Here is a 16,425-nt window from a genome sequence, read left to right as displayed (position 1 = left end):
CTCCGGCATGGTGCCGGAGGCAATGGGTCGTTCCTACTGCTTGTTCACCTCTTCCTGCAGCGCCGTCACATAGGCCATGATGTTCTGGATTTCCTCGGGCTTGAGGGTGTTGAGCACGCCCTGGGTGGTTTCCTCGTCGTGGGGGCGGTCGCCCTTCAGGTAGAGGTCCACCTGGCGCTTCAGGTATTGGGAATACTGGCCCACCAGGCGGGGGAACATGCCCCGGCCCTTGGCGGTCTTGCCGTGGCAGGCGGCGCACTGCTTCTGGTAGATAACCTTGCCGGCCTCCACGTCGCCCGGTTCCCGGGGCACGATCATGACCTTTTCCATGGCCTGCAGGCGGGTCAGGGCGTCGTCCGTGTCCTTGAAGGTGGGGATGGCGGTGGGCAGTTCGATGCCGGCAACGTATTCGGAGACGATCTTCATGTCCTCGTGGGACAGTTCCCGCTCTTCGGTGTAGGGCACCATGGGGATGTTCACCCGGATGCGCTTCTGGAAGGCCTTCAGCTGGGATTCCATGTACTTGGCCTGCTGGCCGGCGATGCGGGGGTACTCGCCTTTCTTGCCGCCCTGGCCGAATTCGCCGTGGCAGGCGGCGCAGGGGCCGTAGATTTCCTTGCCCCGTTCGTCGGCGTGGCCGGCCAGGGGCGAAAGCAGGGCGCCAAGGCCGGCGGCGAGGAGGAGGGAAGTGCGCAGGGAAGGGAGAAGCTTGGCGATCATGGGGCACCCGGAGAAATGAGCAGAGCCATTCTAGGCGCCGTCTCCGGGGCTGAAAATGATGCGGGTCAAAAGCCGGCCGCAGCAGGGCCGGCGCGGGCGGGGGAGGTCCGGCTCAGGAGCGGCGACAGGACTGGGGCACCTGGCCGAACTGGGTCAGGCGGCGCTCGCAGTCGCGCTTGCAGCCGGCACAGAGGTATTCCCGGGCCTGCAGCAGGAGCTGGTTGGCCTTGTCCAGGGCGGGGGCGGCGGAATGGCGGAGTTGAACTTGGTATTCCATGGTGCGGACCTCTTGGTGGAAGGTTGCCTGAAAACCGGGGATCAGACGCCCGCTTCCCGTTCCTCGCCGCCGCAAAAGTGCTGGCAGTGGGCCGGGCTGTCGGCGGGGCGCAGGTCGAGACAGGCCGCACAGACGATGGTGCCGGGCCAGTCCTTGAGGGGAATGGCCTGGCCACAGGTGCCGCATGAGTGGGCGTGGCCGGACGTGTGGGGCTTGGTCTCCATGGGGAGCTACCCTACGCGCGCCGGCGGCGTCCGGGTTTGATCTAGATCGAAAAAATGACTAAAGAATACGGGCTGCTTCGGCAAAGGGCAGGCGCGGTCCCCGGGGGTGGTTGCCGGCGGCGTCGCCGTAGCCCAGGTTGATGATGAAATTGCTCTGCCAGCGGCCGTCGGGGAAGAACTCGGCGTCCAGCTTGGCGGCGTCGAAGCCGGACATGGGGCCCGCGTCCAGGCCCAGCAGGCGGGCGGCGACGATGAGGAAGGCGCCCTGCAGGCTGGAATTGCGGAAGGCGGTGCTGGCGGCCATGGCCGGGTTGGCCTCGAACATGGGCTTGGCGTCGTAGGCCGGGAACTGGGTCGGCAGGTGCTCGTAGAAGGCCGTGTCCTGGGCGACGATGACGGTCACCGGCGCCGCCAGGGTCTTTTCCACATTGCCCGGGGAGAGGGACCGGGCCAGGCGGGCCTTGGCCTCGGGGCTGGTGACGAAGACGAAGCGGGCCGGCTGGGAATTCATGGCGGTGGGCCCCCACTTGGCCAGGTCGTAGAGCTGCTGCAGGGTTTCCGGGCTCACCGGACGGTCGGCAAAGCGGTTGAAGCTGCGGGCGTCGAGGAAGGCCTGGGCCAGGATTTCGGGGGCGGCGGGAGATTTCATCGTTGATTTCCTTTCATGTTTTATCGCGGCAGGAGGGCCGGCCAGGGCCCAGCCTGAATGCCGACCATCCTAGGGCCCCGGGCCAGGGCTGAAAAGCGATAAGAATTGGCGGAACCGTTCAATTAAATTGAACGATTCGCCACGTCAGCCGTACGGCGGTCCGGGCGCCCTATAATGGGGCCCTTCCGCCACGGACAGCGCCATGCACATCCTCATCGTCGAAGACGACCGGTCCATCGCCGAGAACCTCTACGAGTTCCTGGAATCCCGGGGGCACCAGTGCGACTACGCCGATTCCCTGGCGGCGGCGGGGCTCCTCCTGGCCGGCGGCAGCTTCGACTGCGCCGTCTTCGACCGCAGCCTGCCCGACGGCGACGCCCTCAGCCTGGCCCGGCGCCTGCGCGCCGAGGGCAGCAGCCTGCCGGTGCTGATGCTGACGGCCCGGGACACCCTGGAGGACAAGCTGGCCGGCTTCGACGCCGGGGCCGACGACTATCTGGTCAAGCCCTTCGCCCTGCAGGAGGTGGAAGTGCGCCTGACGGCCCTGGTGCGCCGGGCGGCGCCGCGCAAGGATGCGGGCGTGTGGCGCCAGGGGCTCCTGGAATACGACGCCACCTCCCAGGAACTGCGCCTGGCCGGCCAAGCCCTGCGCCTGCCGCCCAAGGCCCTGCGCCTGGCGGCCCTGCTGCTGCAGCAGCCGAACCGGGTCTTTTCCCGGCGGGAGCTGGAGATTGCCATCTGGGGCCACGAGCAGGAGGCCAGCGACAACCTGCGCAGCGTCCTGCACACCCTGCGCCGGGCCCTGGGGGAGGGGGCCGGGGTCGAAGTGGTGAACATTCACGGACTGGGGTACAAACTTGTCGCTCGCTAATCATTCCGCCGAGGAGCTGGCCGCCGACCGCCAGGCGCCCAGCATGCGCCTGCGCATCGCCCTGTGGGTGGCGGCCCTGGCCCTGGTCATCATCCTGGCCCAGTCGGTGGCCCTGCTCCTGATGTTCGACGAGATGGAGGAGGAGTTCATCGACAACCTCCTCACCACCCAGGTGGAACACAGCATCGAGCTGTGGCACACCTCGCCCGAGACGGCCTTCCCCAACACCCCGTCCATGACCCTGTACCGGCTCGAGCCCCACTCGCCGCCGGGCAGCGTGCCGGACAACCTGGCCCGGCTGCCCATCGGCAATCACGAGATGTTCGAGGGCGACAAGGAGTTCCACGTGGCGGTGCGGGAGGACGGCGGCGCCCGCTTCATCCTCAGCTACGACGTGGAGGAACACGAGGAGCGGCTCGATGCGGTGACGGCGGTGATCGTCACCGGCGCCCTGATCATCGGCGGCGTGGTGCTGGCCATGGTCTATGCCCTCTCCGGCCGCTTCACCCGGCGCCTGGAGTGGCTGGCCCGGCGGGTCCGGGGCGAGGTGCCGGAGGCGGGCAGCTACGCCCAGGCCGGCATGGAGCGGGAAGTGCTGGCCGTAGCCCAGGCCCTGGACGCCCTGGAGGCCCGCCAGGCGGAACTGCTGCAGCGGGAGCGGGAATTCACCGCCAACCTTTCCCACGAGCTGCGCACTCCCCTCACCGCCATCCGCACCGATGCGGAAATGCTCAGCGCCGCCGGCGGCCTGCCGGAGGCGGCCTACCGCCGCTCCCGGCGCATCGTGGACAGCGCGGACCGCATCACCCGTCTGGCCGAGAGCCTGCTCATGCTGGCCCGGGAGACCCGGCCCCAGCTGCAGGACGACCTGCGCCTGTCCCTGGAAATCCAGTCCCTGTGGGAGTCTCTGGGCAACCAGTACGCCAAGCCGGTGCAGCTGGCCCTGGAGGTGCCGGAACCGGCCCTGGTGCGGGCCGACCCGGCCCTGCTGCAGCTGGTGCTGCGCAATCTGCTGGAAAATGCCCTGCGCCACACCGAGTCGGGCACCATCACCTGCCGCCTGCGGGGCAGCGTGCTGGAAGTGGCGGACCAGGGGCCGGGCTTTGCCCCGGACGACCTGCCCCGGGTCTTCGACCGTTTCTACCGCCGCGGCCCCGGCGCCGGCCACGGCCTCGGCCTGGCCCTGGTGGCCCACGTCTGCCGCGCCTGCGGCTGGGTGCCGGCCGCCGCCAACGGCCTCGACGGCGGCGCCGTCCTCAGCGTGGATCTGGGGGCGTCCCTGCAGGGGCCGTCACCGGCTGCCGCTGCCTGAGTCCTCCTGCCGCCCGGGGGCCGCGCTGCCGCTCCCGGCGGGCAGCGGCGCCCCGGCGCCTCCGGCCGGAGGCCGTGCCGGACCTTTCCTCACACATTCCTCACACTTCCCTCACCAGTCCCTCACGGGGCGGCGCCTAAAGTTGCGGCCAATTTCCCTCATCAGGTTGCCGCTCCATGGCCGTATTCGCTCCCGCCCCCGCTCTGGTGGCCAATCCTTCCGGACTGATCCTGGCCGGACTGACCCTGGTCAACCTGCTCCTGGCCTTCGCCTTCTGGCTCTACCAGGGCTCGCGCCAGGGCCTGAGCCGCTGGCGGCACTGGCAGCCGGCGGTGGGCGGCACCACCCTGGCCCTGCTCGGCAGCGTCTATTTGAGCCTGGCGGGCAACCGCCTCTTCTGGGAAGCGGCCATGGCCGGCCGGGACGGCGGCCAGTGGTCCACCTGGGGCTTTGCCGCCGCCCTCTTCGTTTTCCTCAGCGCCATCCATTTCCTCCTGCTGGCGCCCCTGATGGGCCGCCGTACCGCCAAGCCGGTGCTGGCCCTGCTGCTGCTGGTGGTGGGCTGCGCCAGCTTCTACATGGAGAAGTACGGCATCTACCTCGATCCCTCCATGCTGCGCAACGTGCTCAAGACCGACGTCAAGGAAGCGGGGGAGTTGTTTACCTGGTCCCTGGTGCCTCACCTGGCCCTGGTGGTGGGCCTGCCCCTGTTGCTGCTGTCCCGGGTGCGCCTGCCGGAGGCCGGTCTCGGCCGTACCCTGGCTATCCGCGCCGGTTCCCTGCTGCTGGCCCTGGTCCTGGGCGGCGGGGCGGTGTTCCTGGTGTTCCAGGACTTCGCCTCCCTGATGCGCAACCACAAGGAAATCCGCTACCTCATCACCCCGGCCAACCTGGTCTATTCCCTGTCCCGGGTGGCCAAGGCCGAGGCGGCCCAGGGGCCGCGCCAGCCCATCGGCACCGATGCCGCCCTGGCGGCAGCCTGGAAGGGCCGTAGCAAGCCGGCCCTGTTCGTCATCGTCGTCGGCGAGACGGCCCGCGCCGCCAACTGGGGGCTCAACGGCTACGAGCGGCAGACCACGCCGGAACTGGCCCGGCTCGACGTCATCAATTTCCCCCAGGTCAGCAGCTGCGGCACCAACACCGAAGTCTCCGTGCCCTGCATCTTCGCCCCCGTGGGGCGCCGGGATTACGACGAGGAGAAGATCCGCGGCAGCGAATCCCTGCTGCACGTGCTGGACCGGGCCGGCTTCAAGGTGCTGTGGCGGGATAACCAGTCCGGCTGCAAGGGCGTCTGCGAAGGCCTGCCCAACGACAGCCTGACCAATGCCGCCATCCCCGGCCTGTGCGACGGCGAGCGCTGCCTCGATGAAGTGCTGCTGCACAACCTGGACAAGGTGCTGGCCGACGACAAGGGCAACCGGGTGCTGGTGCTGCACCAGCTGGGCAACCATGGTCCGGCCTATCACAAGCGCTATCCGGAGGCTTATCGCCGCTACGCGCCGACCTGCGATTCCAGCGACCTGCGCCAGTGCAGCCGGGAACAGATCGTCAATTCCTACGACAACGCCCTGCTGTATACGGACCACGTGCTGGCCAAGACCATCGACTTCCTCAAGTCCCAGGACAAGGATTACGACACGGGCCTGATGTACTTCTCCGACCACGGCGAGTCCCTGGGCGAGAACAATCTGTTCCTGCACGGCATGCCCTACAGCATCGCGCCCCAGGAACAGACCCGGGTGCCCATGGTGATGTGGCTGTCCCGTAACTTCGCCCAGGACTTCAAGGTCAATGTCTCCTGCCTCAAGGCCCGGGCGGCCCAGCCGGCCAGCCACGACAACATCTTCCATTCCGTGCTCGGCCTGCTCGACGTCAGCACCAGCATTTACGACGCCAAGCTGGACCTGGCCGCCGGCTGCCGGAGCTGACCATGGACAACGCCACCTCCTTGCCCCTGCCCCTGGCCGGCGTCCTGGAACGCCACGCCGGACGCCGCTGGTTATTGGCCCAGGCCCTGCTGCTGGCCCTGCTGGCGGTGCTGCTGTTGGCGGTATTCGAGAACACGGGCCTGGACCTGGCCCTGAGCCAGGCCCTGTTCGACCCGGCCCTGGGGGATTTTCCCATGCACCATCACTGGCTGTTCGAGCGGGTGCTGCACCACGGCATGAAGTACGCCTCCTACGCCCTGGTGTGCATCGCCCTGGTGCCCTGCTGGCTCGGCTGGAAGGGCGAGCTGGACTGGCTGCCCCGGCGCAATGCGCTGCTGGCGGCCCTGGGCATGGTGTTGATCCCCATCGGCGTTTCCCTGCTGAAGAGCCTGACCAACCGCCACTGTCCCTGGGACGTGCTGGAATTCGGCGGTTACGCGCCCTACCTGGGCCTGCTGGTGCCGGGGCCGACGGACATCAAGGCCGGCGCCTGTTTCCCCGCCGGCCACGCGGCGGCCGGCTTTCTCTGGCTGGTGTGGGGCGTGGCCCTGCGTCCGGCAGGCCGCACCTGGTCCCGCCTGGCCCTGGCCCTGGGGCTGGTCTTTGGCGCCGGCCTCGGCGTGGTGCGCCTGTTCCAGGGCGCCCACTTCCTTTCCCACGTGCTGTGGTCGGCCTGGTTCGCCTGGGCCCTCAGCCTGGCCCTGGCCGCCCTGCTGGGAGCCGACCTGAGGCTGCGTCCGGGCCGGGGTGGCCATGAGCGGGTGGCCTGAGGGGCAGCAAGGACGCCGGTTTCGGGCCTGGCATCGCCAGGCGGCAATGTCCATGCGCCTTCCCGGCCATGGTCCCATGAAAAACACAAAGGGCCGGAAACGGCCCTTTGTCGTTGTGGCGGCAGCCGCCGGCGCTGGTCAGGGCCTCACGGCCACAGCACCAGGGCCCAGACGGCGGCGGCGGTGGCCAGGGCGATAAGGACGGCGGCGCTGCCCAGGTCCTTGGCCCGTTTGGAAAGGTCGTGGCGTTCCGGCGAGACCCGGTCCACCACCGCTTCCACGGCGGAGTTGATCAGTTCCACCAGCAGCACCATGAGGATGCTGGCCACCAGGGCCGCCTTTTCCAGGCCGCTCTTGCCCAGCCACAGGCCCAGGGGAATGGCCACCAGGGCCAGCAGCACTTCCTCGCGGAAGGCCGCCTCGTGCTGCCAGGCCGCCTTGAAGCCGTCCCGGGAATAGCCCATGGCGTTCCACAGCCGCTCCAGGCCGGTCTTGCCCTTGAAAGGAGAGGTGCTCACGGCCTTCTCCTCAGCGGCTCAGGAGGGGCTTGAGGAAGCGGCCGGTGTGGCTCTCGCCCACCTTGACCACGGCTTCCGGCGCCCCGGCGGCGATGATGCGGCCGCCGCCGCCGCCGCCCTCGGGACCCAGGTCCACCAGCCAGTCGGCGGTCTTGATCACGTCCAGGTTGTGCTCGATGACCACCACGGTGTTGCCGTGGTCGGCCAGGCGATGCAGCACCTTGAGCAGCATCTCGATGTCGGCGAAGTGCAGGCCCGTGGTGGGCTCGTCCAGGATGTAGAGGGTGCGGCCGGTGTCCCGCTTGGACAGTTCCAGGGCCAGCTTGACCCGCTGGGCCTCGCCGCCGGAGAGGGTGGTGGCGCTCTGGCCCAGGGTGATGTAGGAGAGGCCCACATCCACCAGGGTCTGCAGCTTGCGGGCCACCACCGGCACCGGGTCGAAGAATTCCCGGGCCTGCTCCACGGTCATCTGCAGCACGTCGTAGATGGACTTGCCCTTGTAGTGCACTTCCAGGGTTTCCCGGTTGTAGCGCTTGCCGTGGCAGACATCGCAGGGCACGTAGATGTCCGGCAGGAAGTGCATTTCCACCTTGATCACGCCGTCGCCCTGGCAGGCCTCGCAGCGGCCGCCCTTGACGTTGAAGGAGAAGCGGCCCGGGCCGTAGCCCCGGGAGCGGGCTTCCGGCACCCCGGCGAACAGCTCCCGGATGGGGGTGAGCAGGCCCGTGTAGGTGGCCGGGTTGGAACGGGGGGTACGGCCGATGGGGCTCTGGTCCACGTTGATCACCTTGTCGAAGTGATCCAGGCCGATGATTTCCTCGTGTTCCGCCGGTTCCGCCGTGGAGCCGTAGAGGTGCTTGGCGGCGGCGGTGTACAGGGTGTCGTTGATGAGGGTGGACTTGCCCGAGCCGGAAACGCCGGTGATGCAGGTCATCAGGCCCACTGGCAGTTCCAGGGAAACGTCCTTCAGGTTGTTGCCCTTGGCGCCGAGGACCTGGAGCTTCTTCTCCGGGTCGGCCTGGCGGCGCTTCTTCGGCACCTCGATTTTCTTGCGCCCGGAGAGGTAGTCGCCGGTCATGGAGGCCGGGTTGTCGGTGACCTGCTGGGGCGTGCCCTCGGCGACGATGGCGCCGCCGTGTACCCCGGCGCCGGGGCCGATGTCCACCACGTAGTCGGCAGTGCGGATGGCGTCCTCGTCGTGCTCCACCACGATCACCGTGTTGCCGATGTCCCGCAGCTGGCGCAGGGTCTGCAGCAGACGGTCGTTGTCGCGCTGGTGCAGGCCGATGGAAGGCTCGTCCAGCACATACATGACGCCGGTGAGGCCGGAGCCGATCTGGCTGGCCAGGCGGATGCGCTGGGCTTCGCCGCCGGAAAGGGTCTCGGCGGAGCGGTCCAGGGAAAGGTAGTCCAGGCCCACGTTGATGAGGAACTGCAGGCGGGAGGTGATTTCCTTGAGGATCTTCTCCGCCACCTGGGCCTTGTGGCCGGTGAGCTGGATGGTCTCGAAGTAGTCCCGGGCCTCGGCCAGGGGCAGATGGCTGATCTCGTGCAGGGTCTTGCTGCCGACCTTGACGTGGCGCGCCTCCTGGCGCAGGCGGGTGCCTTCGCAGGTGGGGCAGGTGGTGTTGCTGATGTACTTGGCCAGTTCCTCGCGCACCGCCAGGGAATCGGTCTCCTTGTAGCGCCGCTCCAGGTTGGGAATGATGCCCTCGAAGGCATGTTCCTTGAGCACCAGCTTGCCCCGCTCGTTCATGTACTGGAAGGGCACCAGGTCCTTGTCGCTGCCGTAGAGCAGCACCTGCTTCACTTCGTCGGTCAGCTCGCTGAAGGGTGTGTCCACGCTGAAGCCGTAGTACTCGGCGAGGGAGCCGACCATCTGGAAATAGAACTGGTTGCGCTTGTCCCAGCCCCGGATGGCACCGGCCGCCAGGGACAGGTCCGGATGGGCCACCACCCGCTTCGGGTCGAAGAACTGGATCACCCCCAGGCCGTCGCACTTGGGGCAGGCACCCATGGGGTTGTTGAAGGAGAACAGGCGCGGCTCCAGCTCCTGCAGGGCATAGGAGCAGATGGGGCAGGCGAACTTGGCGGAGAAGAGGTGCTCCTGGTTGCTCTCCATCTCCAGGGCGATGGCCCGGCCATCGGCGTGGCGCAGGGCGGTCTCGAAGGACTCGGCCAGGCGCTGGCGCATGTCTTCCCGCACCTTGAGGCGGTCCACCACCACGTCGATGTTGTGCTTCTGGCTCTTGGCCAGCTTGGGCAGGTTGTCGATCTCGTAGATGGTGCCGTCCACCCGCAGGCGGACGAAGCCCTGGGCCCGCAGCTCGGTGAACAGATCCAGCTGCTCGCCCTTGCGGTTGGCCACCACCGGCGCCAGGATCATCAGCTTGGTCTCTTCCGGCAGGGCCAGCACGTGGTCCACCATCTGGGACACGGTCTGGGCCTCCAGGGGCTCACCGTGTTCCGGGCAATAGGGGGTGCCGGCGCGGGCGTAGAGCAGACGCAGGTAATCGTGGATTTCGGTGACCGTGCCCACGGTGGAACGGGGGTTGTGGCTGGTGGCCTTCTGCTCGATGGAAATGGCCGGGGACAGGCCCTCGATCAGGTCCACATCCGGCTTTTCCATCAGCTGCAGGAACTGGCGGGCGTAGGCCGAGAGGGATTCCACATAGCGGCGCTGGCCCTCGGCGTAGAGGGTGTCGAAGGCGAGGGAGGACTTGCCTGAGCCGGAAAGTCCGGTGATCACGATCAGCTTGTCGCGGGGCAGGTCCAGACTGATGTTTTTCAGGTTATGGGTCCGTGCGCCGCGGATTTTTATTTCGTCCATGGGGTGTTCTGAGCTCGGTTGGGGCCAACCGGTAACTATACCCGGTGTCAGGCGGCCAGGGGAAAGGGAGTTGCAGCAGGAATTGCTGTGGCGGCCGCCGCGGCGGCGGAGAACCGGGGCAGGGCGTCGCTTTGCCTGGCGGGGCCAGCTGGCTGGTGTTGTATTGCCCTGCGGTCTCGGATAAACTTCGCGGCCCCGGATGTGCAATCCGGATGGTTTTTTGCCGGTGTAGCTCAGTTGGTAGAGCAGCGCATTCGTAATGCGAAGGTCGTAGGTTCGACTCCTATCTCCGGCACCAATTCCAGGAAAAAGGGCAGCTCTCCGGAGCTGCCCTTTTTTTTGTTTCCGTCTGCCCTGGCGACTCGGGGCGGGTCGGCATTTCCATACGCTACCGTCTGGAAATGCTATAGAATCCGTCGGTCATTATTTTGAGGACGAGGAGAACACAATATGGAACTCAAAGAGAGCGTATTCGTTGTTACCGGCGGTGGTTCCGGCCTGGGTGCCGCGACGGCCCGCATGATCGTGGCCGGCGGCGGCAAGGTGGTCCTGGCCGACGTGAACAAGGCAGCCGGCGAGGCCCTGGCGGCGGAACTGGGCGCCAATGCCCGCTTCGCCGAAACCGACGTGACCAATGAAGCCAGCGCCAAGGCGGCCGTCGAACTGGCCGTCTCCACCTTCGGCAAGCTCAATGGCCTGGTGAACTGCGCCGGCGTGGCGCCGGCGGAGAAGGTGCTGGGCAAGGAAGGTCCCCATCGCCTGGAGAGCTTTGCCAAGGTCATCAACATCAACCTGGTGGGCTCCTTCAACATGATCCGCCTGGCCACCGAAGTCATGGCCAAGGGCGAACCCAATGCTCAGGGCGAGCGCGGCGTCATCGTCAGTACCGCCTCCGTGGCCGCCTTCGACGGCCAGCTGGGCCAGGCTGCCTATGCCGCCTCCAAGGGCGGCGTCGTGGCCATGACCCTGCCCATCGCCCGGGAACTGGCCCGCAGCGGCATCCGCGTCATGACCATCGCCCCGGGCATCATGGAAACCCCCATGCTCATGGGCATGCCCCAGGAAGTGCAGGACTCCCTGGGCAAGATGGTGCCGTTCCCCTCCCGCATGGGCAAACCGGCCGAATACGCTGCCCTGGTGCGCCACATCGTGGAGAACTCCTACCTCAATGGCGAAGTGATCCGTCTGGACGGCGCCATTCGCATGGCGGCGAAATAACTTATACTGCGGGCCTGTCAGTCCCACCCAAAGGCGCGGGCAATGCTCGCGCCTTTCTTATTTGCGAGCCATGAGCAAAGGCGCCTGTTACCACTGTGGTCAGCCCGTTCCGGATGACGTCGATCTGACGGTCCGGGTCTCCGAATCTCCCCGTGCCATGTGTTGTATCGGTTGCCAGGCGGTGGCCCAGGCCATCGTGGACAACGGCCTGGACGACTACTACCGCAACCGGGATGCCCTGCCCGAATCGAAGCGGGAAGCCCTGCCCGAGGTGCTGGACAACCTGCGCCTCTTTGACCACGCCGATTTCCAGAAAAGTTTCGTGCGCGCCCTGGGCGAGAACGAGCGGGAAGCCTCCCTGATCCTGGAAGGCATTACCTGCGCCGCCTGCATCTGGCTCAACGAACAGCACATCTCCCATCTGCCCGGGGTTGCCGGGGTGGATATCAACTACACCACGCGCCGCGCCCGGGTGCGCTGGGACGAGAGCAAGATCAAGCTTTCCGACATCCTGGCGGCCATCTCGGCCATCGGCTACCGGGCCTACCCCTATGATCCGGCCCGGACCGAGGAGTTGGCCCGCAAGGAACGCCGGGACGCCCTGTGGCGCGTCTGGGTGGCCGGTTTCGGCATGATGCAGGTGATGATGTACGCCATCCCCGTCTATATGGCGGAAGGGGACATGACGGCGGACATCGAATCCCTGATGCGCTGGGCCAGCCTGCTGCTGACCCTGCCGGTGGTCTTCTATTCGGCAGCCCCCTTCTTCCGCAATGCCTGGCGCGACCTCAAGTTCCGCCGGGTCGGCATGGACGTGCCGGTGGCCCTGGGCGTCGGTTCGGCCTTCGCCGCCAGCATCTGGGCCACTTTCGTTGCCGACGGCGAGGTCTATTTCGACTCGGTGACCATGTTCGTGTTTTTCCTGCTGGGCGGGCGCTTCCTGGAAATGAATGCGCGCCAGCGTGCCGTCGGCGTCACCGAAGCCCTGGCCAAGCTGCTGCCGGCTTTTGCCGAGCGCCTCGTCGCCTATCCCCAGGACCGCACGCCGGGCAAGGTGGTGGTGGCCGACCTGCAGGCGGGGGATGTCGTCCTGGTGCGTCCCGGCGGCACCATTCCCTCCGACGGGCGGGTGCTGGAAGGGACGAGTTCGGTCAATGAATCGCTCCTCACCGGCGAGAGCCTGCCGGTGTCCAAGCGGGTCGGAGATACAGTCACCGGCGGCGCCATCAATGTGGAAAGCCCCCTGGTGGTACGGGTCGAACAGGTAGGGGAGGGCACCCGGCTCTCCGCCATCGTGCGCCTCATGGAACGGGCGGCCATGGAAAAACCGCGGATCGTCGAGATGGCTGATCGCATCGCCAGCCGTTTTGTCGCCGCCCTGCTGCTGGTGGCGGCGGCCGTCGCCCTGGCCTGGTGGTTCATCGATCCGGCCCGGGCCCTGTGGATCACCGTTTCCGTGCTGGTGGTGACCTGCCCCTGCGCCCTGTCCCTGGCCACCCCGATCGCCCTAACGGTGGCCAGCGGTGTGCTGGCCCGGGAAGGGCTGCTGGTGACCCGGGGTCACGCCATCGAAACCCTGGCCCGCTCCACCCATGTCGTCTTCGACAAGACCGGTACCCTGACCTCGGGCCGCATGCGCCTGCTGGAGGTCCTGCCGCTCGGGACTGTCGGCGCCGAGGACGGTTTGCGGCTGGCGGGGGCGCTGGAAGGGGCTTCCGAGCATCCCATCGCCCAGGTATTCCGCAGCGAGGCGGCGCAGCTGGCCGCCTGGCCCCATGGTACCGAAGTCGTCACCAGTATTCCGGGGAGCGGCATTTCCGGGGTGCTGGGTGGTGTCGAATACCGTATCGGCCGTCCCGACTTCGTCGCCGAGCTGGTGGGGGCTGCCCTGCCTGACTCTGCCCGGGGCTTTGCCGCCCGGGGCGATACGGTGATTGCCCTGGGGGCGGCGAGCGGCTGGATTGCCCTGTTCGCCCTGGGGGACGAGATCCGGGCCGAGGCGCCGGCCCTGGTGGCCGATCTGCTGGCCTCGGGGCGCCAGGTGGTGCTGCTTTCCGGCGATGCCCCGGAGGCGGCGGCCCGGGTGGCCGCCCTGCTCGGCATCCAGGACGTCCATGGTGGTGTCTCGCCCCAAGGCAAGCACGATTTTGTCTCCCGCCTGCAGGAGACCGGCGCCGTGGTGGCCATGGTGGGGGATGGGGTTAACGACGCCCCGGTCCTGGCCCAGGCCCAGGTGTCCGTGGCCATGGGCGGCGGCGCCCAGCTGGCGCGGACCCAGGCCGACCTGATCCTGCTGTCGGAGAACCTGGATCATCTGCGGCGCGGCATTGCCCTTTCCGGCAAGGCGCTACGCATCATCCGGCAGAACCTGGTATGGTCCTTTGCCTATAATTTCATCGCCCTGCCCCTGGCCATGTTCGGTTTCATCACGCCCTGGATGGCCGGCATCGGCATGTCCGGCAGTTCCCTGCTGGTGGTGCTCAATTCCCTGCGGCTGCAACGCCCCCTTTAGCGGAGTTTCGTCCATGGAAAGCCTGTATCTGCTGATTCCTCTCTCGGTCGTTCTGGTCTTCGCCATTGGCGTCGCCTTCTGGTGGTCGGTGCGCAACGGCCAGTTCGACGATCTGGAGGGCCCTGCCTACCGCATCCTGATGGACGACGAACTGCCCGGGAAGCGGGACGGGGCGGCGACTGCCAAGGGGGCGGAGGAGGGCGCAGGGGAGAAATAACCCTGGTTTGATCTGGGTCAACAATCCCAAACGGGGCATCAGAGAGAATCCTTCTCGTTTTGGAAGTCCCTCATTTTGTTGGGGGCTTCGCCAAGTTTGTTTCTCTGTTGGGGTTGGGGTGCGTTTGTAACGCACCCTTTTTTTTGCCCATTTTTTTGATGTGGTCCGCCGCCTTTTTGACTTTGTGCGAGACGGCTTGATCTATGTCAAAAGGCGCGGGGCTCCGCTACAATAGCATCCCTGCGATGCTGCCCAAGGGTTCATAGGGAGGTGGCATGAAGATTATCTTTTCCTAGTCGAGAGGTGGGTCCATGTCGGAAACGCAATCCACATACAACTATAAGGTAGTACGGCAATTTGCCATCATGACCGTAGTCTGGGGCATTGTTGGCATGCTTGTCGGTGTCATCATTGCCGCCCAGCTGGTCTGGCCGGAGCTCAATTTGGGGCCCTGGTTGACCTATGGTCGTCTTCGTCCGCTGCATACCAATGCAGTGATTTTCGCTTTTGGCGGTTGTGCGCTGTTTGCAACCTCCTACTGGGTGGCGCAGCGTACCTGCCACACTCGTCTGTTCTCCGACGGACTGGCCGCCTTTACGTTCTGGGGCTGGCAGATCGTCATCCTGCTGGCTGCTGTTAGCCTGCCCCTGGGTATCACCACCGGCAAGGAATATGCCGAACTGGAATGGCCGATCGATATCCTGATCACCCTGGTGTGGGTTGCCTACGCCCTGGTGTTCTTCGGTACCCTGATCAAGCGTAAGGTTAGCCACATCTACGTTGCCAACTGGTTCTACGGCGGCATGATCCTGGCTGTGGCTCTGCTGCACCTGGTGAACAGCGCCGAAATCCCGGTCTCCATGCTGAAGTCCTACTCCGCCTACGCCGGCGTGCAGGATGCCATGGTGCAGTGGTGGTACGGCCACAATGCGGTGGGTTTCTTCCTGACCGCCGGCTTCCTGGGCATGATGTACTACTTCGTGCCGAAGCAGGCTGAGCGTCCGGTTTACTCCTATCGCCTGTCCGTGGTGCACTTCTGGGCCCTGATCTTCACCTACATGTGGGCAGGTCCTCACCATCTGCACTACACTGCCCTGCCCGACTGGACCCAGTCCATCGGCATGCTGTTCTCCCTGATTCTGCTGGCTCCCTCCTGGGGCGGTATGATCAACGGCATCATGACCCTGTCCGGCGCCTGGCATAAGCTGCGTGACGATCCCATCCTGAAGTTCCTGATCACTTCCCTGTCTTTCTACGGTATGTCGACCTTCGAAGGTCCGATGATGTCCGTGAAGTCCGTGAATGCCCTGTCCCACTACACTGACTGGACCGTTGGTCACGTGCATGCTGGTGCTCTGGGCTGGGTGGCGATGGTTTCCGTTGGCTCCCTGTACTACCTGATCCCCCGCCTGTTCGGCGCCAAGCAGATGTACAGCGTCAAGCTGGTCACCGTGCACTTCTGGATCGCTACCATCGGCGTCGTGCTGTACATCGCCTCCATGTGGATCGCCGGTGTGATGCAAGGCCTGATGTGGCGCGCCTTCAACCCTGATGGCACCCTGACCTACAGCTTCGTCGAAGCGGTGAAGGGCTCCTACCCGTTCTGGACCATCCGTCTGGTTGGTGGTGTTCTGTTCCTGGGCGGTATGCTGATCATGTTCTACAACGTGCTGAAGACCATCGGTCAGAGCCAAGGCGCCGACGAGCGCATCATGGCCCCTGCCGCTCATCACGCTTAATCAGGGAGAACGCTACAAATGCTTACGCATGAACAAATCGAAAAGAACGCTGGTTGGCTGATCGTTCTGACCGTCATCGTGATCAGTTTCGGTGGCGCTCTGGAAATCGTTCCGCTCTTCTTCCAGAAGTCCACGACCCAGGCGGTTGAAGGCGTCAAGCCTTACGATCCCGTCCGCCTGGCTGGCCGCGATGTGTATATCCGGGAAGGCTGCTACAACTGCCACTCCCAGATGGTCCGTCCGTTCCGGGCCGAGACCGAGCGCTATGGTCACTACTCTGTTGCTGGTGAGTTCGTTTATGACCACCCGTTCCAGTGGGGTTCCAAGCGTACCGGTCCCGATCTGGCCCGTGTTGGCGAGCGTTACTCCAACGAGTGGCACGTTGCTCACCTGAACAATCCTCGCGATGTCGTTCCTGAGTCCAACATGCCGGCTTACCCCTTCCTGGCCAAGAGCAAGGCCAAGGACAGCGTGGGTGCCGACATCGAGGCCAAGATGCGGGCTCTGCGCAAGGTTGGTGTTCCTTACACCGACGCGGAGATTGCCGGTGCCAAGGCCGAGATTGGCGACAAGACCGAGCTCGACGTTCTGATCGCCTACCTCCAAGGCATGGGCACTGCCCTGAAGAACACCAAGTAAG

At 65.9% G+C, this 16,425-nt stretch carries 15 protein-coding genes and 1 tRNA gene; 10 read left to right on the top strand and 6 right to left on the bottom strand.

The genetic code is table 11. The features are described from left to right. Positions 1-33: 33 nt before the first annotated feature. From ACLSSQ_RS14105 to ACLSSQ_RS14090, 4 genes are all read right to left on the bottom strand, one after another. Positions 34-720, bottom strand: coding sequence for a c-type cytochrome (locus tag ACLSSQ_RS14105; protein ID WP_416243045.1), 687 nt, complete (start codon positions 718-720; stop codon positions 34-36). A gap of 112 nt (positions 721-832) precedes the next feature. Next, positions 833-997 (bottom strand): hypothetical protein, encoded by a 165-nt coding sequence (locus tag ACLSSQ_RS14100; protein ID WP_014236701.1) that lies wholly within the window; start codon positions 995-997, stop codon positions 833-835. A gap of 41 nt (positions 998-1,038) precedes the next feature. Then, positions 1,039-1,221, bottom strand: coding sequence for a hypothetical protein (locus ACLSSQ_RS14095; protein WP_130460040.1), 183 nt, complete (start codon positions 1,219-1,221; stop codon positions 1,039-1,041). A 58-nt stretch (positions 1,222-1,279) separates the two neighbouring features. Continuing rightward, a complete protein-coding gene (locus ACLSSQ_RS14090) occupies positions 1,280-1,870 on the bottom strand; it encodes a malonic semialdehyde reductase (RefSeq protein ID WP_416243044.1) in 591 nt (196 codons plus the stop codon). A gap of 202 nt (positions 1,871-2,072) precedes the next feature. Between ACLSSQ_RS14090 and ACLSSQ_RS14085 the strand changes: the two genes are divergently transcribed. From ACLSSQ_RS14085 to ACLSSQ_RS14070, 4 genes are all read left to right on the top strand, one after another. After that, on the top strand, positions 2,073-2,741 hold the full coding sequence (locus tag ACLSSQ_RS14085) for a response regulator transcription factor (RefSeq protein ID WP_416243043.1): 669 nt from the start codon (positions 2,073-2,075) through the stop codon (positions 2,739-2,741). Then, positions 2,728-4,053 (top strand): sensor histidine kinase, encoded by a 1,326-nt coding sequence (locus ACLSSQ_RS14080; RefSeq protein ID WP_416243042.1) that lies wholly within the window; start codon positions 2,728-2,730, stop codon positions 4,051-4,053. Before ACLSSQ_RS14085 ends, ACLSSQ_RS14080 begins: the two co-directional genes overlap by 14 nt. A gap of 176 nt (positions 4,054-4,229) precedes the next feature. Further along, positions 4,230-5,981 carry a phosphoethanolamine transferase gene (locus ACLSSQ_RS14075; protein WP_416243041.1) on the top strand — a complete coding sequence of 584 codons (1,752 nt, stop codon included), beginning with the start codon at positions 4,230-4,232 and terminating at the stop codon, positions 5,979-5,981. A gap of 2 nt (positions 5,982-5,983) precedes the next feature. Further along, on the top strand, positions 5,984-6,751 hold the full coding sequence (locus ACLSSQ_RS14070; protein WP_416243040.1) for a phosphatase PAP2 family protein: 768 nt from the start codon (positions 5,984-5,986) through the stop codon (positions 6,749-6,751). A gap of 146 nt (positions 6,752-6,897) precedes the next feature. On the opposite strand, the gene ACLSSQ_RS14065 is transcribed toward ACLSSQ_RS14070, so the two are convergent. After that, positions 6,898-7,215: a diacylglycerol kinase gene (locus tag ACLSSQ_RS14065; RefSeq protein WP_050804357.1), complete on the bottom strand. Its 318-nt coding sequence runs from the start codon at positions 7,213-7,215 to the stop codon at positions 6,898-6,900. 64 nt (positions 7,216-7,279) lie between these two features. Then, positions 7,280-10,099, bottom strand: a complete 2,820-nt coding sequence (gene uvrA / locus ACLSSQ_RS14060) for an excinuclease ABC subunit UvrA (protein WP_416243039.1) — start codon at positions 10,097-10,099, stop codon at positions 7,280-7,282. 222 nt (positions 10,100-10,321) lie between these two features. Here uvrA and ACLSSQ_RS14055 point away from each other — a divergent pair. The 6 genes from ACLSSQ_RS14055 to ccoO all read left to right on the top strand — a co-directional run bounded on the left by ACLSSQ_RS14055 (position 10,322) and on the right by ccoO (position 16,424). Then, positions 10,322-10,397, top strand: a tRNA-Thr gene (locus ACLSSQ_RS14055). Between the two features lie 152 nt (positions 10,398-10,549). Next, a complete protein-coding gene (locus ACLSSQ_RS14050; protein ID WP_014236710.1) occupies positions 10,550-11,317 on the top strand; it encodes a 3-hydroxyacyl-CoA dehydrogenase in 768 nt (255 codons plus the stop codon). A gap of 70 nt (positions 11,318-11,387) precedes the next feature. Continuing rightward, a complete protein-coding gene (locus ACLSSQ_RS14045) occupies positions 11,388-13,829 on the top strand; it encodes a heavy metal translocating P-type ATPase (protein WP_152090668.1) in 2,442 nt (813 codons plus the stop codon). 13 nt (positions 13,830-13,842) lie between these two features. Then, positions 13,843-14,046, top strand: a complete 204-nt coding sequence (gene ccoS / locus ACLSSQ_RS14040) for a cbb3-type cytochrome oxidase assembly protein CcoS (RefSeq protein WP_014236712.1) — start codon at positions 13,843-13,845, stop codon at positions 14,044-14,046. Positions 14,047-14,357: 311 nt separating this feature from the next. Next, positions 14,358-15,785, top strand: coding sequence for a cytochrome-c oxidase, cbb3-type subunit I (gene ccoN / locus ACLSSQ_RS14035; protein WP_416243038.1), 1,428 nt, complete (start codon positions 14,358-14,360; stop codon positions 15,783-15,785). Between the two features lie 18 nt (positions 15,786-15,803). After that, positions 15,804-16,424 carry a cytochrome-c oxidase, cbb3-type subunit II gene (ccoO, locus tag ACLSSQ_RS14030; RefSeq protein ID WP_014236714.1) on the top strand — a complete coding sequence of 207 codons (621 nt, stop codon included), beginning with the start codon at positions 15,804-15,806 and terminating at the stop codon, positions 16,422-16,424. Position 16,425 lies beyond the last annotated feature (1 nt).

It is taken from the genome of Azospira sp. APE16 (assembly GCF_047901315.1).
Lineage (GTDB): Bacteria > Pseudomonadota > Gammaproteobacteria > Burkholderiales > Rhodocyclaceae > Azospira > Azospira oryzae.
The sequence above is the reverse complement of the archived record's forward strand: the minus strand, read 5'-3'. Positions and strand labels throughout refer to the sequence as shown.